This window comes from Methylobacterium sp. GC_Met_2 (assembly GCF_026540795.1).
Taxonomy (GTDB): Bacteria; Pseudomonadota; Alphaproteobacteria; order Rhizobiales; family Beijerinckiaceae; genus Methylobacterium.
The window spans coordinates 21,120-41,084 of the sequence record NZ_JALNUM010000002.1; the positions used below are offsets into that span (position 1 = coordinate 21,120).

Consider the following 19,965-nt stretch of genomic DNA (forward strand, 5'->3'; position numbering starts at 1 on the left):
GTCGGCTCAATACGCCTTGTGCAGCTCCGGCTGGAGGCCGTGGACCTCGCCGCCGACATCAGCCCAGATCTTCTTTTTCACGTAGTAGAGCAGCCCCGAAAGGATGATCAGGAACAGGATCACCCGGAAGCCCAGGGCCTTGCGGTCCATCATGTGGGGCTCGGCCGACCACATCAGGAAGGCCGCGACGTCCTTGCCGTACTGATCGACGGTCTCGGGCGCCACCGGCTGGCCCTTGTCGTCCTTCAGGTAGGTGACCTGCCCGTCGGAGATTGGCGGCGGCATCGCGATGATGTGGCCGGGATAGTACTTGTTGTAGTGGCCGCCGTCCGGAACCGTGAAATCCTTCGGCGCCTCTTCGTAGCCGTTGAGCAGCGCGTGGATGTAGTCGGGGCCCTGCTCCGAGTAGCCGATCAGCGGCAGCCAGTCGGTGAGGAAGTAGAGCGAGCCGCGGGAGAAGGTCCGCGCCTTGGCGATCACCGAAAAGTCCGGGGGCGCTTTGCCACCGTTTGCCGCCGCCGCGGCCTGATCGTTCGGGAAGGGCGGCGGGAACGTGTCGGCCGGGCGACCGGGGCGGTCGAACATGTCGCCGGCATCGTTCGGCCCGTCCTTGACCTGATAGGTCGCGGCGAGCGCCTGGACCTGGCCGGCGGTGAAGTCGGGTCCGCCCTCCTGCGCAAGGTTCCTGAAGGAAACCAGCTTCATCGAATGGCAGGCCGAGCAGACTTCCTTGTAGACTTGGAAGCCGCGCTGCAGCTGCGCGGCGTCGAAGCGGCCGAACGTGCCGGCGAAGCTCCATTTCACGCGGGCCGGGATCGGGCCGCCATGGCCTTCCTCGGCGGAGGACGGCACGGCGCCGATCAGGAAGGCCGCAAGGGCGGCCGCGGCGGTCATCGGGAGGACGCGGGTCATGTTCATGGTCCTGTCGTCAGCCCGTCAGCCCTTGGTGGTCGGAGCGGCTGCGGCGCCTGCTGGCATGGCGGATCCGCTGACCTGCTTGCCCGGTCCGGTCACGCTCTCGAGGATCGAGCCCGGAAGTTTCTTCGGTGTCTCGAACAGGCCGCAGAGCGGCATGACGATCAGAAAATGGGCGAAGTAGTAGGCCGTGCAGACCTGCGACGCGATCACGTAGCCGCCCTCCGGAGGCTGCGAGCCGAGCCAGCCGAGCAGGAGGGTCGTTCCGATGAACACCCAGAAGAACTGGCGGTAGATCGGCCGATAGTTGCACGAGCGGATGCGCGACGTGTCGAGCCAGGGCGCGAAAGCCAGGATGAGCACCGCCGAGAACATCAGGATGACGCCGCCGAGCTTGCTCGGGACTGCGCGCAGGATCGCGTAGAACGGCAGGAAGTACCATTCCGGCACGATGTGCGCGGGCGTCACGGCGGGGTTCGCCGGGATGTAGTTGTCGGCGTGGCCGAGGAAGTTCGGCTGGAAGAACAGGAACCACGCGAACAGGATCATGAACACGCAGGTCGCGAACACATCCTTGACCGTCGCGTAGGGGGTGAACGGCACCGTGTCCTTGCCCGATTTGATCGGGATCCCGGCCGGGTTGTTCTGACCCGTGACGTGCAGCGCCCAGACGTGGAGCACGACGACGCCGGCGATCATCCAGGGCAGGAGATAATGCAGCGAGAAGAAGCGGTTCACCGTCGGGTTGCCGACCGAGTAGCCGCCCCAGAGCAGGGTCTGGATCGTGTCGCCGACCACCGGGATCGCCGCCAGGATGTTGGTGATGACGGTGGCACCCCAGAAGCTCATCTGGCCCCAGGGCAGCGTGTAGCCCAGGAAGGCCGTGGCCATCATCAGCAGGTAGATGACGACGCCGAGGATGTAGAGCACCTCGCGGGGGGCCTTGTAGGACCCGTAATACAGCGCCCGGAACATGTGGACGTAGACCGCGACGAAGAACATCGACGCGCCGTTGGCGTGCGCGTAGCGCAGCAGCCACCCGTAGTTCACGTCGCGCATGATCTTCTCGACGGAGTTGAAGGCGCCCGTCGCGGAAGGCTCATAGTGCATCGCCAGCCAGACGCCGGTGATGATCTGGATCCCTAGGAAGGCGGCGAGAATCGCGCCGAAGGTCCAGAAGTAGTTGAGGTTCCGCGGAACCGGGTAGGCGATGAAGGACGAGTGCACCAGCCCGGCGATGGGCAGACGCGCCTCGAACCATTTGGCTACGCGGCTCTTCGGGACGTAGGTGCTGGCCGTACCGCTCATGCTTCCGTCCTCCTTAGGCCGCTTCCTTGCCGCCTTCGCCGATCCGGATCTTGGCATCCGTCTGGAAGGCGTAGGGCGGGATGGGCAGGTTGATCGGCGCCGGTCCATGGCGCACGCGACCCACCGCGTCGAACTGCGAACCGTGGCAGGGGCAAGCCCAGCCCTCGAAATTACCCTGGTGGCCGATCGGCACGCAGCCGAGATGCGTGCAATTGCCGTACACTACCAACCATTGGTCGTGCCCGTTCTTGACACGGGTCGTGAAGGCGGCCGGGTCGATCATCGCCGAGAGCGGGACCGCCTTCATATCGGTCAATTCCTTCGCGGTCAGCTTGCGCACGAAGATCAGCTTGCCGCGCCAGAAGACGTTGACGATCTGCCCGTCCTGAATCGGCGTCAGGTCGACCTCGATCGGTGCGCCGGCCGCGATGGTGTCGGCGTCGGGCGCCATCGACGAGATCAGCGGCCAGACGACGGAGCCGGCCCCGACGGCGAGCGCGGCGCCCGTTGCCAGGAACAGGAAGTCGCGCCGGCTACCCTCCGGCCCGTGCGTGCCCTGCCCGTGTGTATCCTGCCCGTGGGCAACGGGCGCGGCGGCTGATGTGTTCGCCAAGTTCATGAACTCCGTGCGTCGGCGTGAGGGCCGCAGGCGCTCTGCCCTGGTCTCCCGGCTGTAGCCAGGATCAAAGCATTATCGTTCTAATCGGGGCAATGAGACCGTCTGCCGCCCCTGAGTCAAGCGACGGTTTGCGGCGCAGCGATACGGATCGGACGTGTCTGTCCAGATATCGTGCCGATTGCCGGGAAGCGCCCGCCTCGGAGCCTGTCCGCGCTTGTCGGCCGTCCTGTGCGGTCGACCCAGGCGACGGGGCGCTGTTCACATCCGGCGTCCGAACGCCGCCGGATCGGGTTCTCACGCGCGTACGCTCGGTGTTGCGTTCCCTCCGCCATCCCGGCTGCCACGAATGTCCCAAGCCGGGCGATACCTGATGGTGATGCGGACCCCCGGTTTGCATCGCTTCGCGACCGACGGGGATATGAGCGGTGTCTCAAGACAACGCTTGGATCGATTCCCGAATCAGGAGGCGACGGTGAGGCATCGCCACCGCAGAACCAGCAAGCTCGCCACCGCAAAGAGGCCGGCGCAGAAGCCAAGCCAGATGCCGTAGCCTTGAAGCCCCGCGCCCCAGGCCAAGGCGGCGCCCAACGGCACGCCGAGTCCCCAATAACCGCCGATTGCGATCCACATCGGAACGGTGGCGTCCTGCAGGCCGCGCAGCATCCCGAGCGTCACCGACTGGATGCCGTCCGCAACCGCGAAGAGGGCCGCGAAGCCGATGAAGGCGACGGCGATCGGTAGAACCGCTGCGTTGGCCGGATCGCCGAGGTCGAGGAACAGGCCGGTCAGTCGGTCCGGGGCAGCAAGCTGCGTGAGCGCGCAGAGGGCCATGAAAGAGGATGCGAGCCAGAGGGCAACCGCGCCGGACCGGCGCACACCGCTTCCATCCCGTCGTCCGAAGGCCAGGCCGACGCGGACGGTCGCGGCCTGCGCGACGCCGTTCGGCACCATGAAGCAGACGGCCGCGATCTGGATCGCCACGGCGTGGGCTGCGAGCTGGCTGGCCCCAAACAGGCCCATGCCGAGGGCGGCCGCCTCGAACAATCCGGCCTCGGCGAGGCCGGTGGCCGCCATCGGCAGGCCGAGGCGGAACACGGCGGCGAGCCGCGCGCCGTCGGAGCGCCAGAACCCCTGGAGCAACCGGTGGCGCCGGAGACGCGGATCGCACAACACCACAACGACCAGAAGGGTTAGGCTGAACACGGCCGAGCAGAGCGTGGCGGCGCCGATGCCCGTCATGCCGAGGGCAAGACCCGCCGGAAAGGCGAGCCAGAGTCCCAGGGCGACGTTCACCGGGAGCGCCGCCAGGCTCGCAGCCATCGCCCAGCCCGGCCGTTGCAGGGCGGCAAGCGCTCCCCGCAGGGCCATGAATAGCAGGGCCGGCCACATCGCCCATTGCAGGACACGCATGTAGGCGCCGGCGGCCTCGGCCAGGGGCAGCGGTTCGCCGATCGCGGCGAGGAGCGCGCCGGTGTGCCAGAGGATCGCCATCAGGGGCGCAGCGACCAGCGTGGCAGCCCAGAAGCCGGCCCGCAGGGTCCGGCGCGCGGCGTCGGTCGCGCCTGGGTCGTGCCCGAGCGCCGCCGCGATCAGCGGCGCTACCGTCCCGGTCAAACCCAGGCCACCGATGAACAGGATGAAGTAGAGTCCATGCGCCAGGGTCGCTGCCGCCAGGGCTTCGGAGCCGAGACGGCCGAGCATGACGACATCGGCCATGATGAGGCCGTGCTGGGCGAGGTTGATGAGCACGAGCGGCCCGGCTAGCGCGAGTGTCGCGTGCAGTTCGCGGAGCCAGGGGCGGTGTGACGGGGCCCCTTCCCGCGCGGGAAGACCCGCGAGGTCGAGTGCCGGCATGAAAAACTCTCGGTCTGTTCGGGATCAGGACGGATCGGCTGCCGTTGCGTGTCGGCGCTCGTCCTTCAGGGTTGGGTTCTATCCGCGTAATGCGTCTGAAACCTGTCGCGCGCGCCGGTCCGGCGTAGGCTCGGCCTCGGGTGCCCCCAGCTTCGATTGGTCGGCCAGGAAGCCGCCCGATTGCCGCGACCACAGGCCGGCATAGACGCCGCCGCGGGCGACGAGTTCCGCATGCGTCCCTTCCTCCACGATGCGCCCGCGCTCGATCACGACGAGCCGGTCGAGGGCCGCGATGGTCGAGAGCCGATGAGCGATGGCCAGCACGGTCTTGCCGGCCATCAGCGTGTCGAGGGATTCCTGAATCGCCGCCTCGACCTGGCTGTCGAGAGCCGAGGTCGCCTCGTCCAAGATCAGGATCGGCGCATCCTTGAGAATCACCCGCGCGATAGCGATCCGCTGACGCTGGCCGCCCGAGAGTTTGACGCCACGCTCGCCGACCTGAGCGTCGTATCCACGCCGCCCCTTGTGGTCGACGAGATCGGCGATGAAGCCGTCCGCATGGGCCAGTTGCGCGGCCCGCGCGATCGCCTCATCGGAGGCCTCCGGCCGGCCGTAGGCGATGTTGTCGCGGATCGAGCGGTGCAGGAGCGACGTGTCCTGGCTGACCATCGCGATCGCCTCGCGCAGGGATTGCTGCGTCACCGTGGCGATATCTTGCCCATCGACGCGGATGCAGCCGCTCTCGACGTCGTAGAGGCGCAGCAGCAGGCTCGCGAGCGTCGACTTTCCCGCGCCGCTGATCCCGACGAGGCCGACCTTTTCGCCGGGGCGGATCGTCAGGGAGAAGTCCTCGATCACCGTCGCGTCGCCGCGACCGTAGTGGAAGCCGACCGTCTCGAACCGGACCTCGCCGCCGGTGACCGCGAGTTCCCGCGCGTCCGGTGCATCGAGGAGCCCGTGAGGACGCGCCATCGTCTGCATGCTCTCTTGGACCACGCCGACATTCTCGAACACGCCGCGCACCGTCTGCATCACCCAGCCCGACATCGCGATGAGCCGGAGCACGAGGGCGAGCCCCGCCGATGCTTCGCCGGTCGTCATGCCGCCCCCGCGCCACAGGACAATGCAGGCCGCGCCCGTGGCGATCAGCAAGGCGCTGTTGAGGACACCCAGCAGGCTGGTGGTGAGCGTCACCAGCCGGAACTGGTGCAGGTACGCCTCGGTATGAACGTCGACGGCGTCGCGCACGGCGGCCCGCTCCTCCCGATCCCGGGCAAAGAGCTTCACGGTCAGGATGTTGGTGTAGCTGTCGACGATGCGGCCGATCAGCGTCGAACGCGTATCGGCGGTCTTGTGCGAGCGAGCCCGGGCGCGGGGCACGAACCATGCGGTCAGCCACGCGTAGGCGCCGATCCAGATCAGGACCGGCAGGGCGAGCCATGGGGAGATCGAGCCGAACAGGCCGACCGCCGTCACCGCATAGATCGCCACGTAGAGCAGCGTGTCGATGAACACGACCGCGAGTTCGCGCACCGCCGGCCCGACTTGCACGACGCGGTTCGCCAGCCGTCCCGAGAAGTCGCCTTGGAAATACGAGAGCGCGTGACCGAGGGTGTAGAGATGCGCCCGCCAACGGATCTGGCTCGTCGATTGCGGCACGATGAGCTGGTTGGACAGCACCTCGTGGGCCCAGATCGACACCGGCCTGACCCCCGCGATCAGCAGCACCGCCAAGCCGAGGCCGGTGGCGTGATCCGACAGCACGGTGGCGCGATCGGCTGTGCCGAGCAGGTCGATGAACCACCGCATGACCAAATAGAGCGAGGCCTCGACCGTTCCGGCGAGCACCGCGATGACGAACAGGGCCGCCAGCGCAGCGCGGATCGGGCGCAGGTAGAACCACGCGAAGCCGAGCACCGTGCGCGGCGGCATCTGGGATTCGTCAAAGGGCGCGAACGGATCGACGCGGCGCTCGAGCCAATCGAGGAACATGCTGCCTGGGGCGTGACGCTACGGGAGCCCCTCATGTAAGCGCGGGGCGCGCCGCGCCAACCGCGCGCGGAGGTCGCGCCAACCGCCTCAGCGGTTCAGCGCGAGGGCGGCCCCCGACTTGGTCAGCGCGCCTTCCAGGCCGCCTCCGCCCCCGCCCTGGCGCAGGCGGGCCGCCACGGTGCCGCCGGGCTGGTAGAGGTAGACCTCCCCGTCTCGGAAATCCCAGGCCGAGACCTTGGCCAGATCCTTGTTCGGGCAGGCCGAGGCCGAGGCCTTGTAGAGGTCGAGAGCGGGGGCGCTGGAGAGCGTGACCTTGCAGTTCGCCCCGGTCGCGTCCCGGGCATCCCAGCTTCCGACCACAGCGGCGCGCCCGGTGGCGACCACCGGTGGCGGCGGTGCCGGCGGGGTGACCGGCTCCGCGATCACCGTCGGCGTGGCGGGCGACAGGGCCGCTTGCGGGCCGGGAGGGGGCAGCGAAGCGTCGGGGCTCGCCGCCACGCCCGGCGGCGGGGCGAGCGGCGCCGCCGTCACCGTTCCCGACGGAACGGCCGGGACGGCCTCGAGACCGACCTGCGGCGCCCGGGTGCGTGGTGCGTCGAGCCGGCTGGATGCGCAGGCCCCGAGGCTGGCGGCCAGGCAGAGAACGGCGAACGTCGACAAACTCGGGCGCAGCATCGATCCACTTGGGTCAGGCTTGAACGGGCACGCTTTCGCGCGTCGCTCCTGACTCGGCGGCAAATGCGCTGACTGCAAGGCGGCCCCGGCGATGCCCGGTGAGTCCGTCGCGGAAGGCGCGCCTTTTCGAAGAAGTGTGGCGTTCAGGCCGCAAACTCAGTGCCGGTCCCGATCGCGACCGACTCTGAGTTTCTGCGGTGACGCGTTTTTCGGCGCCGAACCGGAATCCATTTCGGAAGAGATCGCGCCGTCTAATCAGAGCGCGCGCTCGACCATCATCTTCTTGATCTCGGCGATTGCCTTTGCGGGATTCAGGTTCTTCGGGCAGGTATTGGCGCAGTTCATGATCGTATGGCAGCGATAGAGCCGAAACGGATCGTGCAGGTTGTCGAGCCGATCGCCGGTATTCTCGTCACGGGAGTCGATGAGCCAGCGATAGGCCTGGAGCAGGGCCGCCGGGCCCAGGAACTTGTCGCCGTTCCACCAGTAGCTTGGGCAGGAGGTGCTGCAGCACGCGCACAGGATGCACTCGTAGAGGCCGTCGAGCCGCGAACGATCCTCGGGGGTCTGGCGCCACTCCTTCTCGGGGGCCGGCGTCTCGGTCTGCAGCCACGGCTCGATCGCCGCGTGCTGGGCGTAGAAGTTGGTGAGGTCCGGCACGAGGTCCTTCAGCACCGGCATGTGCGGCAGCGGATAGATGCGGATCGCCCCATCCTTGTCCTTGCGGGTCATGACCGGCAGGGCGTTGTCGGGGCTCTTGCACTCGTCGATGCCCATCGTGCAGGCGAGCGCGTTCTGGCCCTCGATGTTCATCGCGCAGGAGCCGCAGATGCCCTCGCGGCAGGACCGGCGGAAGACCAGAGTGGAATCGACCGTGTTCTTGATCCACAGCAAAGCGTCGAGGACCATCGGGCCGCAATCCTCGCGATCGACCTGATAGGTGTCGATGCGCGGATTGGCCCCGTCATCCGGGTTCCAGCGATAGATCTTGAAAGTCTGCAGGCTCTTGGCGCCCGGAGGGGCCGGCCATGACTTGCCCTGCGTGATCTGGGAGTTTTTTGGAAGGTTGAACTGAGCCATGAGTCTTATCCGTCGATGGCGATCGTGCCCAAACCGGGCCGGAGGCGGGTTTGACCAGGTTCGATCGTGAGGATGGCGCCGCCGACCACGGCTTCACCGGCCGCGGCGATGGATTGGACAACCGAAGTGCCGACCACCAATGGGTCGAGGTTGTCGAGCCGGAGCTGGACCACACTTGGCGCCTTCAGCCCGCGGGCCGCGACGCCGAAGTCCAGATCGGGCGTGAGGACGATCCGATCATCCTCGGCCGCCCAGATGAGGATGTCGTCGTCGAGGGCGTCGACGGCTCCGACATCCCGCCAATGTATGGTGACGTGACCCTGCTCGGCCAGGGGGTGTACCCATTCTGGCGACAGGTTCATGTCGACGACGAATCTCACGCCGCCGCCTCCGCGGTCACCGCCGAGGTCGTGATCGCGCGTTCCGAGGCGAGCCAAGCTGCGGAACGGATTGCCTCGAGCACGTCCTCGCGCTCGATATACGGGTACATCTCGAGGAGCCGTTCCACTGTGACGCCGGCACCGAGGTTGCCGAGGATGATGGAAGCGGTGACGCGCATCCCATGGATGAAGGCTTTCCCACCCATCACCCGTGGATCGACGGTGATGCGGGAGAAGCCGTTGATGCGCCGCGCTATGTCGCTCATGACGATGGCTCCTCGTTCGGGCGTCAGTACACCCGCGCCTTCGGCTCGATGTACTGAATCTCGTTCGACATCGTGTAGGTGTGGACCGGGCGATAATCGATGTTCACCTGATGCCGGCTTTCGTCGAGCCAGGACAGGGTGTGCTTCATCCAGTCCTTGTCGTCACGGTCCGGGAAGTCCTCACGGGCATGGGCGCCGCGGGATTCCTTGCGGTTGGCCGCCGATTCCATCGTCACCACCGCCTGGCCGATCAGGTTGTCGAACTCCAGGGTCTCCAGGAGGTCGGTGTTCCAGATCAGCGACCGGTCGGTGATCTTCACGTCGGCGGCGGCGTTCCAGACCTTGTGGATCAGGCCCTTGCCCTCTTCCAGAACCTCGCCGGTGCGGAACACCGCGCAGTTGTTCTGCATGGTCTTCTGCATCTCGGCGCGCAGCTCCGCGGTCGGCGTCGCGCCGTTGGCGTGGCGGAAGCGGTCGAGGCGATCGAGCGCCTTATCGGTGGCGCCCTTGGGCAACTCCATCGCCCGACCGTTCGGCTCGACGATCTCGGCGCAGCGCTTCCCGGCGGCGCGGCCGAACACCACGAGGTCGATCAGCGAGTTCGAGCCGAGGCGGTTGGCGCCGTGAACGGACACGCAGGCCGCCTCGCCGATCGCCATCAGGCCGGGCACCACCGTGTCGGGGTTGCCATCGCGCAGCGTCAGCACCTCGCCGTGGTAGTTCGTGGGGATGCCGCCCATGTTGTAGTGGACGGTCGGGAGGACCGGGATCGGCTCCTTGGTCACGTCGACGCCTGCGAAGATCTTCGCCGATTCCGAGATGCCCGGCAGGCGCTCGTGCAGGATCTTCGGATCCAGGTGATCGAGGTGCAGGTAGATGTGATCCTTGTTCTTGCCGACGCCGCGGCCGTCGCGGATCTCCATGGTCATGGAGCGCGAGACCACGTCGCGCGAGGCGAGATCCTTGGCCGACGGCGCGTAGCGCTCCATGAAGCGCTCGCCCTCGGAATTGGTCAGGTAACCGCCCTCGCCGCGCGAACCCTCGGTGATCAGGCAGCCCGCGCCGTAGATGCCGGTCGGGTGGAACTGCACGAACTCCATGTCCTGCAGCGGCAGGCCGGCGCGCAGCACCATGGCGTTGCCGTCGCCCGTGCAGGTGTGAGCCGAGGTCGCTGAGAAATACGCGCGGCCGTAGCCGCCGGTCGCCAGGATGGTGGTCTGGGCACGGAAGCGGTGGATCTCTCCCGTGGCTTGATCGAGGGCGATGACGCCGCGGCAGCGACCCTCCTCGTCCATGATCAGGTCGAGGGCGAAGTACTCGATGAAGAAGTCGGTCTGGTTCTTCACCGCCTGCCCGTAGAGGGTGTGCAGCATGGCGTGGCCGGTGCGGTCGGCCGCCGCACAGGTGCGCTGGGCGGTGCCCTTGCCGTAATCGGTGGTCATGCCGCCGAACGGGCGCTGGTAGATCTTGCCTTCCTCCGTGCGGGAGAACGGCACGCCCCAGTGCTCCAGCTCGTAGACGGCGGCCGGCGCATTGCGCACGAGGTACTCAATCGCATCCTGATCGCCGAGCCAGTCCGACCCCTTCACGGTGTCGTACATGTGCCAGCGCCAGTCATCCGGGCCCATGTTGCCGAGCGAGGCCGAGATGCCACCCTGCGCGGCCACGGTGTGCGAGCGGGTCGGGAACACCTTGGTGATGCAGGCGGTGCGCAGGCCGGCCTCCGAGCAGCCGACCGTGGCCCGCAGGCCCGCGCCGCCTGCGCCGACGATCACCACGTCGAAGGCGTGATCGTGGATGGTGTAGGCAGGCCCGCTGCCGTTGGTGCCGTTGGCGGCCATGTTCGGCTCCTCGAATGTCGTGATGGCGGGGTTCAGGCCGGCTGTCCGAAGCCGATGCGCAGGACCGCGTAGAGGCAGGCGACGGCCACGAGGACCGCGTAGACGTTGTTGGCAAGCACCGCGGCGATCTTGGTCGCCTGCGCGTGGACGTAATCCTCAATGATCACCTGCATGCCGATGCGCATGTGGAGCGTCACCGACAGAAGTGCCAGGATGAGGATGATCGCGACGAAGGGGTTTGCGACGATATGGACTGCACCCGCGTAATCGCGGCCGGCCATGTTCGCGATGATGACCACGAACGCCAGCATCAGCACCGTGTTGGTCAGCGCGGTGACGCGCTGCAACCACCAATGGCTGACGCCGTGATGGGCGACGCCCAGGCCCCGGACGCGGGCCCGCGGGGTGCGGATCGAGACGCTCGTGTCCTGGCGGATCTTTTCCTTGGCCATGACGACCTCCTCAGCGGACCAGAAGGGCGACCGCCCAGATGACGAGCGTGAGCGCCACCGACCCGATCAGGGTCAGACGGGACATCGCCAGCCGCTTCTCCCGATCGAAGCCGATCCCAAAGTCCCAGGCGAAATGGCGCAGGCCGCCGAGCATGTGGTGCATCAGGATCCACGTGTAGACGAACAGGATCAGGCGCCCGATCACGGAGCCGAAAAATCCGGCGACGTAAGAATAGGCCACCGGCCCGGAAGCCAGCGCCAGCAGCCAGATCGCGACGAGTGCAGTCCCTCCGTAAAGCGCCGTGCCGGTGATGCGGTGAAACACCGACATCGCCATGGTCCAGGTCCAGCGATAGATCTGGAGATGCGGCGAAAGCGGCTGAGCCACTGTCGGGCGTGCGGTGGGTGCCATCGGGATGAAGCCTCGCAGCTGCGAACTGGACCGTCTCTAATCTGGTAGCGCTAGTGCCTGCGCGGGCAAGCCGCAATCCGTCATGGTGCGACGCAATGTGCCCACGCGGGCAACACAAATCGAATTCTGTCACTTCAGGAGGCCGAGCAGCCGCCACCAAGCATAATCGAGGGGGGCCGCCACGATGAGGCTGACCAATCCGAAGCTCAGGGTGAGTCGCGTCGCATCCCTGAGGCGGACGCCGCCGAGTTCGCTGGCGAACACGATCGGAGGCGCTTGGTACGGGAAGAAGACCGTCGAGTAGCCGATGACCTGCAGCGAGACGACCGCGTAGGGTGACATTCCGCTGGCCGCCGTCATCTCGCCCGCCAGAGCCGTGTAAAGCGCCGGTGCGCCGTTGGCGGTGAGAAGCAGCGTCAGCCCCGTCCCGAGAACCGTCAGCACGGTGAAGTTCTGCACCGGGGCGCCAGGCTCGAGCGGCGCCACCGACAACACGAGGTGCCCGAGGCGTTCGCCGAGCCCGGTTTCGTTGACGAGGGCAACGAGCCCCAGCAGGGCCGCGATGTAGAAGCAGATCCGCAGATTGATCTGCTGGAAGCTCTCGGATGGAAGCACGCCGATCCGTGGCAGCAGGCAGACGACGGCGGCGGCGAGGCCGACCCAGGCCGGGGCGAGCCCATGAAGGCTGTCGGTCATCCAAAGCGCGAGCGTGCAGGCCAGGATCGCGGCGAGGCGCCGCTCGCCGGCGGAGATCGGCGGCAGTGCCGGCAAGGCCGGAGCACCGTGCGCCAGCCGATCCGGGAACAGCCGCACGACCAACAGCACCAGGATGACGCCCTTGACCCCAGCCAGGACGGGCGCATGCAGCAGGAAATACGACAGGTAGGAGAAGTGGAAACCGAGCAGATGTTCGGCCGAGCCGGCCATCACGAGGTTCGGCACATTGGCGGGCAGGATCGCCGCCGAGAGGATCGGCGTAGCCACGCCCACGGCCAGAACCGCCCCGGTCCGCCCCGGGCGGCCCTGGACGAGCCCGAATGCGTCGCAGAGCGCCAGCGTCACCGGAATCATCAGGGCGATCCGCCCGAGATTCGACGGCATGACGAAGGCGATCAGGAAGCTGAGACCGACCAAGCCAGCGATCAGCTGCGGGTAGGAGCCGGAGAGGCGAAGCGCCAGCGCGCGGGCCACACGGCTGCCCAACCCCGTACGAGTCATGGCCTGTCCAACCACCATGCCGGACAGGACGAGCCAAAAGGCCGAAGCCGAGAAGCCGGAAAAGACCGTGGTGGCGCTTCCCAGGCGGAAGAGCATCGCCAGTCCGAAGAAGGCAAGCGCCGTCACAACCTCTGGCAACAGCGCAGTCGCCCACAGGCTCATGCACAGCACGAGCAGAGCGGCGGTCGCCGGCACAGCTGCAACCCCGCTCACGCGATCCTCCCCTCTTCACACCCCCGACAATGCGAACATCCTGGCCGGTTTGGAAAGGTTCGCAATTCGGCAGTGATGGACCGAGCCTTCTTCAACGGCGAAGGCCCGTACGCTGGGACCGACGGGGTGCAAAAGGCAATCCGAAACGCGCTGAGGGATCTCGACACGCGGAGGACCGGCTGTACACCGGCCGGGCCTCCCGAATTCGAGTCCGGATGCGTGATTCCGAGGGGTCAGTAGCCGGAGCCGTACGTGCCGCAAGAAGCCGAATCGTAGGCGCCATAGCCATGCTCGGTGTTGAAGCTGTCATCGCCGAAGCCACCGAGTCCGTATCCGACGCCGAGGCCGAGCCCCACACCCGCGAGGCCATACCCGAGACCGTGCCCGTAGCCGCGGCCAGCGTGACGGCGCCGAAGCCCCGCCCAGCCGGCCCGGAGCTTCGGATAACACCCCGATTTCCGATGATTCCACGGGTCCCGACCCCGCCGACGCGGCCGGAATTACCGAATCCCGCGGTCCGAAGGCCGCCGGTGCCGGTCACGCCGGTTCCGCCCAACCCTGCGCCGCCCAAGCCAGCGGGTGGAAGCCGCCGAGTCCGCCCGCGCGGGCACCGCCGAAGCCTGCGCCCCCGTGCAACCCGCCGCTGCCAGAGCCGCGCGCATCCGCGCCGAGCGGGTTGAAAGCCACGGCCGCAAGCAATGCAGTCGATACCAATGCAGGATACTTCATCGAACAACCCAACGTATCGTGTGATCGTTGCTTGTCCAACAGTGCTGAACCCGCGTGTATCCGAGCATCATTCGACGCGTGCGTGTCGTTCCGTCGCTGCACCGGGCCGACAGCATGGTCGCTTGAGAGCTTGGCTAAGCGAATCGGACCGGTCGTTTACCGGAAGGGCGGTTCGTCGAAGCTCCGCAGCTTGCGCGAGTGCAGCCCGTGCCGGTCGGCGCGTAGGGCGTCGAGCGCGGCGAGCCCGACCTTGAGATGCTCGGAGACCGCCCGATCGTAGAACGCGTTAGCGGCGCCCGGCAGCTTGATCTCGCCGTGCAGGGGCTTGTCCGACACGCAGAGCAACGCTCCGTAAGGCACGCGCAGGCGGAAGCCCTGGGCGGCAACGGTGCCGCTTTCCATGTCGACCGCCACGGCTCGCGACTGGTTGATCCGCCGCCGCTCCTGGCTGAACCGCAACTCCCAATTGCGGTCGTCGTAGGTGACGACCGTGCCGGTGCGCAGGCGACGCTTGAGGGCTTCGGCCTGCTCGCCCGTCACGGCGGCCGCGGCGTTCTGGAGCGCGACCTGCACCTCGGCGAGCGCCGGGACCGGTACGTCCGGGGGCACAAGCTCGTCGAGGATCCGGTCGCGACGGAGATAGGCGTGCGCCAGCACGTAATCGCCGATGGTCTGCGATTGCCGCAGGCCGCCGCAATGGCCGACCATCAGCCAGCAATCCGGGCGCAGCACCGCGAGGTGATCGGTGATCGTCTTCGCGTTCGAGGGACCGACACCGATATTCACCAAGGTCGTGCCCTGATGCGTCCCGTCTTCGCCCCGGGCAACGAGGTGATAGGCTGGCATCTGGTGGCGGTGCCAGGGCGAGGCGGCGATCACCGCCGCCGGGTCGGCTTGCGCGGCCTCGGCGCGCGAGACCGAGATCCCGCCCGGCAGGACCAGACGTTCGAACCCTTCCGTACCCGAGGCCAGCCGATCCAGCCCGTGGCGGACGAACTGATCGACGTAACGGTGATAGTTGGTCAGCAGGATCCAGGGCTGGACCTCGCGCCAGTCGCAGCCCGTATAGTGGACGAGCCGTCGCAGCGAGTAGTCGACCCGGACAGCATCGAACAAGGCGAGCGGTAGCGGCTCACCCTCGGCGCGGTCGAAGATGCCATCGGCAATCTCGTCGCCCACCAGCGACAGCAGCGGCACCGGGAAATAGGTGGCGAGGTCCGCGCCGTCGACGGCGCGTCCGCGCGCGTCGAGTCCTGCCTCGAGTACGTAGGGATAGGGAATTTCCTGCGCGCTCAGACCGACTTCGAGGGTGATCCCATAATCGGCGATCAGCGGCTCCAGCTGGCGGGTCAGGTAGTGGCGGAAGAAGGCGGGATGCGTGACCGTGGTCGCGTAGGTGCCGGCGGCTTGGAGCTTCGCGGTAGCGCGCCGCACCCGCGGCAGCGGACCGTCCGGACGGTAGCTGATCCGCAATTCGGGGTAGCGGAAGGCAAGGCGCTCGGTGGCGTCCGGGGGCGGCCCCCCGGCGAGGTAGCGCTCCAGGGCCTGTCGCAATGCGCCGACGGCCCCGTCGTAGAGCTCGATCAAGCGATCGATCGCAGTCCCGGCATCCGCCACGGCCTGCATCGGCCGCAATTCTCGCTCGATCATGTCGCCTCCGATCCGGGGGCCGGCTCTACACCGCCGGACGCGGGCGCGCGAGATCCCGGGCTTGCGGGCGGCGGGGGCTTGGCCGAGAAGCCCCGGAGACAGAGCGAGGTCGCATGAGCGCGGACGAGTTCGGGATCCGTCCCGGGGAGGAGATGGCGAACCTGCCCGCGACCTTCGATGCGGGCCTCCATTTCATCGGCCGGCTTCGCACGCCCTGGCGGACGCGCTCCGAGTGCCCGAAGAATGGGCTTCAGACCGATGCCGTCTGCACCGTCGAGGTCGATGCCGCTTATGCGCCCGGCCTGCGCAACATCACGGGCTGCACGCACCTGATCCTCCTCTACTGGATGGATCGGGCGACCCGTGGCCTGCTGATCCAGCACCCGCGTCATGCTAATGGCCCGCGCGGTACCTTCGCGCTGCGCTCGCCCGCGCGCCCCAACCCGATCGCCCTGTCGGTCGTGGCGTTGCTAGGCCGACACGGCGACACTCTTCGCGTGCGTGGCCTGGATTGCCTCGACGGCACGCCGCTCGTCGACATCAAACCCTATTACGCCACTACGGATTCCCGCCCCGACGCCGCCGTCGATCGTGCCGGAGCCGAGCCGTGAGGCGCGTCGCGCTGTTCATCGTCGGTGGACTCGGACTCATGGGGCTCGGAGGTCTCGCCGGCTGGCGCTTCCACCGACCCGCTGCCGATGCCCGGGCCTACGCGGAGATGCGCCGGATCGCCGTCCAGGTCAGCCTCGACGAGGCGCCGCCCGATTACATGTTCTATGCCGGTGATTCCCAGGTGGAACTGCAACCCGGCGGCCAACGGCCGTGCGGCCATGACTTCGTCAACGGCGGGATCAGCGGCGCCACTGCGGCCAGCTACGCGGAATACCTCGCGCGCACGACCTTCACGGTTCTGCCAAGCGTCGCCGCCCTCACGATCGGCACCAACGACATCCTGACGAAGAACAATCCCCAATCGCCGCAGCAGGGCCAGCACTTCGAGGCCGCCGCGGAGGCGATCATCACGCGGCTCAAGGCCGTGAGCCCGCGCGTCGTCGTGACCGCCCTCCCCCCGGTCGGTCGCGAGATCGGCAAGCTCGTCGATGCCGCCGCCGTGGCGGTGTATTCACAGCGGCTCCAAACTCTGTGCGGACGTCTCGGCTGCGTCTACGCAGACCCGTTCGCAGCCCTGCGCGACGGTGACAGCGGCTACGCGAAACCCGGTTCCCTGCGTGACGGGCTTCATCTGGCGGCGTTTCGGCCGGCCCTGCAAGCGCTCGAGCCTGTCCTCTGCCGCCCCTGAGGTGACGCGGTTTTGTCCATCGCGCGGTATCCGCGCATGAGCCCGAGGCGAAATGTTGCAGGTCGGTCGACGATCGGCTCCGCAGCCATGGTCCGGCATCCTTGAACGGCGCAACCGCCGGTATGCCGCGCATATCCAACAGATTCGGTGTGGACAGGATCGCCGGCCCCTGATCCAGTGAAGCTCGCCAGGCTTCAAGCTTTTTAGAGATGCCGTATTGCATTCGCTTGTATCGATGCTATCAGCGCATCAGCGTGTTTCGTCCTGCGTCTACGGGAGATCAATCTAATTCTTATATGAATATCGATATAGGAACACGTATGGGGTGATTTTAAACACGATAGATAGTTTTAATTGATTTTATAAAGCGGTGGATAGTACGCCAATAGAAGTCGGGTGGGCGATGCGGGTGCTATATTCGACCGATCCGGTTGCGGAAAAAGAGCGCTTCCGGCGTTGGCGTGAGACCATCATCGAGCGCGTCATGCCGCTCGAGATCTCCGAGGTCGGTCCCGGACCGTTCTCCGGTCGCATCGAGGCGGCCCAGGTCGGCGCACTGACCGTCAACCGGATTACGACGTCCGGCATCCGCACGGAGCTGACCAGCGCTGCGATCCGCCGGTCGGAGATCGGCAGCACCATCACCGTCGCGCTGCAGATATCCGGGGCCATGACCTTCAGTCAGGCCGATCGCGAGGCCACGACGGCGCGGGGCGATCTGGTCGTGCTCGATCGCCAGCCATCTTCGATTTTGACGCCAGAGGGTGGGCAGGGCCTCTTCATCGAGATCCCGCAGGAGCGGCTGGAGCGCGTCATCGGGCCGGCCAAGCTCTATTCCCGGACGCGCATCCCCGCCGAGCAGGCCACGACGCAGCTGGCCGTGCGATACTTCCATCAATTGTTGGAGGTGCATCGAAGGATGGAGGCCCGGCAGGCTGAGAGGATGGGCTCGATCGGCGTCGACATGCTCATCGCCAGCATCGCCGAGCGCTTGACGCAGGACGTCCCACGCGCCCTTCACGGCACCGTCGTCGTCCAGCGGGCGAAGGCGCAGATCGAGGACACGCTCCACGACCCCGCCTTGAGTCCGTCCGACCTCGCGGCAGCCGTGGGCGTCTCCCTGCGCCGCCTGCAGGAACTTTTCCACGAACGCGGGCAGAACATCTCGGATTACATCTGGGAGCGCCGCCTCACGGTCGCGGCGCAGCGTCTTCGGGAGCCGCACGCGGCCCAGATGCCGATCGGGCTCCTCGCCTACGCCTGCGGCTTTACCAGCCAGGCGCATTTCTCCCGACGCTTCAAGGACCGCTACGGCGCGAGCCCGCGGGAATTCCGGATGGACACGTTCCAGCGCACGCTACGCTCCGCAACCGGCTAGCGCGTTCTCCCACGACAGGGACACCGGTTCGGCGCAAGGGAGTGCATCACAACAACGACCGAAGGAACCACGCGACGGCTCATTCCCACTCGATCGTCCCGGGCGGCTTCGAGGTGATGTCGTAGGTCACCCGATTGATGCCCTTCACCTCGTTGATGATACGGGTCGCGACCCGGCCGAGGAAGGCCATGTCGAAGGGGTAGAAGTCGGCCGTCATGCCGTCCACCGACGTGACGGCGCGCAGCGCGCAGACATGATCGTAAGTGCGCCCATCGCCCATCACACCCACGGTCTTCACCGGCAGGATCACCGCGAAGGCCTGCCAGATCGTGTCGTAGAGCCCGGCCTGCCGGATTTCGTCGAGGTAGATCGCGTCGGCCTTGCGCAGGGCCTCCAGCTTCTCACCAGTGATCGTGCCGGGGCAGCGGATCGCCAGACCCGGGCCGGGGAATGGATGGCGGCCGACGAAGGCCTCGGGCAGGCCGAGTTCCTTGCCGAGCACCCGGACCTCGTCCTTGAACAGCTCGCGCAGCGGCTCCACGAGCCTCATGTCCATGCGCTCGGGCAGGCCGCCGACATTGTGGTGGCTCTTGATCGTCACCGACGGGCCGCCGGTGAACGACACGCTCTCGATCACGTCCGGGTAGAGCGTGCCCTGCGCCAGGAACTTCGCACCGCCAATCTTCTTCGATTCGGCCTCGAACACGTCGATGAACAGGCGGCCAATGGTCTTCCGCTTCACCTCCGGATCGGAAACACCTTCGAGCGCGGAGAGGAACATCCCCGACGCCTCAACGTGGACCAGCGGGATGTTGTAGTGGTCGCGGAACAAAGCCACGACCTGCTCGGCCTCGCCCAGGCGCAGCAAACCGTGATCGACGAACACGCAGGTCAGCTGATCGCCGATCGCCTCGTGAATCAGCACCGCCGCGACGGCGGAATCGACGCCGCCCGAAAGGCCGCAGATCACCTTCTCGGTGCCGACCTGTTCGCGGATCTTGGCGATCGCCTCCTCGCGGTAGGCACCCATGGTCCAGTCGCCCGAGCAGCCCGCAATGTCCCGCACGAAGTTGCGGATGAGCAGAGCGCCGTGGGGCGTGTGGGCCACCTCCGGGTGGAACTGGACCGCGTAATAGTTGCGCGCCGCGTCAGCCACCGCTGCAAACGGGGCGTTCTTCGAGATCGCCACCGTGGTGAAGCCGTCCGGCAGCTTGGTGACCCGGTCGCCGTGACTCATCCAGACCGGATAGGTCTCGCCCTTATGCCAAACGCCCTCGAACAGGGGGCAATCAGCCAGGATCTCGACCTCGGCCCGCCCGAACTCGGCGTGATGCCCACCTTCGACCGCACCGCCGAGCTGGGCCGCCATCGTCTGCTGACCGTAGCAGATGCCGAAGACTGGGACGCCCGAATCGAACACCGACTGCGGTGCGCGGGGCGAGGCCTCGACGGTCACTGATTCGGGGCCGCCGGAGAGGATCACGCCCTTCGGCTTCTGCTCGCGGAACGCCGCTTCGGCCTTCGTGAAGGGCACGATCTCGCAGTACACACCCTCCTCCCGCACCCGGCGGGCGATGAGCTGCGTCACCTGGGAGCCGAAATCGACGATCAGGATCTTGTCGTGGTCGGTGTTCATCGCGGGCGATTATCCGAAGCCCGGGGCGCGCGCAACGCGCACCCCCC

At 67.0% G+C, this 19,965-nt stretch carries 18 protein-coding genes; 3 read left to right on the plus strand and 15 right to left on the minus strand.

Annotated elements, in window-relative coordinates:
* Nucleotides 1-6 precede the first annotated feature (6 nt).
* From OXS49_RS01040 to OXS49_RS01110, 14 genes are all read right to left on the minus strand, one after another.
* On the minus strand, nucleotides 7-912 hold the full coding sequence (locus tag OXS49_RS01040; RefSeq protein WP_267420958.1) for a cytochrome c1: 906 nt from the start codon (nucleotides 910-912) through the stop codon (nucleotides 7-9).
* Between the two features lie 24 nt (nucleotides 913-936).
* Entirely contained in the window at nucleotides 937-2,223 is a 1,287-nt protein-coding gene (locus OXS49_RS01045) for a cytochrome b N-terminal domain-containing protein (protein WP_267420961.1), read from the minus strand.
* Between the two features lie 13 nt (nucleotides 2,224-2,236).
* Nucleotides 2,237-2,836, minus strand: a complete 600-nt coding sequence (petA, locus tag OXS49_RS01050; RefSeq protein WP_267420964.1) for a ubiquinol-cytochrome c reductase iron-sulfur subunit — start codon at nucleotides 2,834-2,836, stop codon at nucleotides 2,237-2,239.
* 465 nt (nucleotides 2,837-3,301) lie between these two features.
* On the minus strand, nucleotides 3,302-4,696 hold the full coding sequence (locus tag OXS49_RS01055) for an MATE family efflux transporter (protein ID WP_267420967.1): 1,395 nt from the start codon (nucleotides 4,694-4,696) through the stop codon (nucleotides 3,302-3,304).
* A 78-nt stretch (nucleotides 4,697-4,774) separates the two neighbouring features.
* On the minus strand, nucleotides 4,775-6,688 hold the full coding sequence (locus OXS49_RS01060; protein WP_267420969.1) for an ABC transporter ATP-binding protein: 1,914 nt from the start codon (nucleotides 6,686-6,688) through the stop codon (nucleotides 4,775-4,777).
* Between the two features lie 87 nt (nucleotides 6,689-6,775).
* Entirely contained in the window at nucleotides 6,776-7,363 is a 588-nt protein-coding gene (locus tag OXS49_RS01065) for an AprI/Inh family metalloprotease inhibitor (RefSeq protein ID WP_267420971.1), read from the minus strand.
* Nucleotides 7,364-7,618: 255 nt separating this feature from the next.
* Nucleotides 7,619-8,443: a succinate dehydrogenase iron-sulfur subunit gene (locus tag OXS49_RS01070; RefSeq protein WP_244000075.1), complete on the minus strand. Its 825-nt coding sequence runs from the start codon at nucleotides 8,441-8,443 to the stop codon at nucleotides 7,619-7,621.
* Nucleotides 8,444-8,448: 5 nt separating this feature from the next.
* Nucleotides 8,449-8,823: a DUF5615 family PIN-like protein gene (locus tag OXS49_RS01075; RefSeq protein ID WP_267420973.1), complete on the minus strand. Its 375-nt coding sequence runs from the start codon at nucleotides 8,821-8,823 to the stop codon at nucleotides 8,449-8,451.
* Nucleotides 8,820-9,089 carry a DUF433 domain-containing protein gene (locus OXS49_RS01080; protein ID WP_267420975.1) on the minus strand — a complete coding sequence of 90 codons (270 nt, stop codon included), beginning with the start codon at nucleotides 9,087-9,089 and terminating at the stop codon, nucleotides 8,820-8,822. Before OXS49_RS01080 ends, OXS49_RS01075 begins: the two co-directional genes overlap by 4 nt.
* A gap of 23 nt (nucleotides 9,090-9,112) precedes the next feature.
* Nucleotides 9,113-10,930, minus strand: coding sequence for a succinate dehydrogenase flavoprotein subunit (gene sdhA / locus OXS49_RS01085; protein ID WP_244000081.1), 1,818 nt, complete (start codon nucleotides 10,928-10,930; stop codon nucleotides 9,113-9,115).
* Between the two features lie 32 nt (nucleotides 10,931-10,962).
* Nucleotides 10,963-11,382, minus strand: coding sequence for a succinate dehydrogenase, hydrophobic membrane anchor protein (gene sdhD / locus OXS49_RS01090; protein WP_244000083.1), 420 nt, complete (start codon nucleotides 11,380-11,382; stop codon nucleotides 10,963-10,965).
* A gap of 10 nt (nucleotides 11,383-11,392) precedes the next feature.
* Nucleotides 11,393-11,794, minus strand: a complete 402-nt coding sequence (gene sdhC, locus OXS49_RS01095) for a succinate dehydrogenase, cytochrome b556 subunit (RefSeq protein ID WP_160533055.1) — start codon at nucleotides 11,792-11,794, stop codon at nucleotides 11,393-11,395.
* Nucleotides 11,795-11,923: 129 nt separating this feature from the next.
* Nucleotides 11,924-13,225, minus strand: coding sequence for an SLC13 family permease (locus OXS49_RS01100; protein WP_267420979.1), 1,302 nt, complete (start codon nucleotides 13,223-13,225; stop codon nucleotides 11,924-11,926).
* Nucleotides 13,226-14,110: 885 nt separating this feature from the next.
* A complete protein-coding gene (locus OXS49_RS01110) occupies nucleotides 14,111-15,604 on the minus strand; it encodes an AMP nucleosidase (RefSeq protein WP_244000089.1) in 1,494 nt (497 codons plus the stop codon).
* Nucleotides 15,605-15,717: 113 nt separating this feature from the next.
* Here OXS49_RS01110 and tsaA point away from each other — a divergent pair, with 113 nt between their 5' ends.
* The 3 genes from tsaA (at nucleotide 15,718) to OXS49_RS01125 (ending at nucleotide 18,282) form a co-directional block, all read left to right on the plus strand.
* Complete coding sequence (gene tsaA, locus OXS49_RS01115) at nucleotides 15,718-16,215, plus strand: tRNA (N6-threonylcarbamoyladenosine(37)-N6)-methyltransferase TrmO (RefSeq protein WP_244000091.1); 498 nt, start codon at nucleotides 15,718-15,720, stop codon at nucleotides 16,213-16,215.
* On the plus strand, nucleotides 16,212-16,904 hold the full coding sequence (locus tag OXS49_RS01120; protein ID WP_267420982.1) for a GDSL-type esterase/lipase family protein: 693 nt from the start codon (nucleotides 16,212-16,214) through the stop codon (nucleotides 16,902-16,904). Before tsaA ends, OXS49_RS01120 begins: the two co-directional genes overlap by 4 nt.
* Nucleotides 16,905-17,307: 403 nt before the next feature.
* Nucleotides 17,308-18,282, plus strand: a complete 975-nt coding sequence (locus OXS49_RS01125) for a helix-turn-helix domain-containing protein (protein ID WP_267420985.1) — start codon at nucleotides 17,308-17,310, stop codon at nucleotides 18,280-18,282.
* Nucleotides 18,283-18,361: 79 nt separating this feature from the next.
* On the opposite strand, the gene guaA is transcribed toward OXS49_RS01125, so the two are convergent.
* Entirely contained in the window at nucleotides 18,362-19,918 is a 1,557-nt protein-coding gene (gene guaA / locus OXS49_RS01130; protein ID WP_267420988.1) for a glutamine-hydrolyzing GMP synthase, read from the minus strand.
* Between the last annotated feature and the right edge of the window lie 47 nt (nucleotides 19,919-19,965).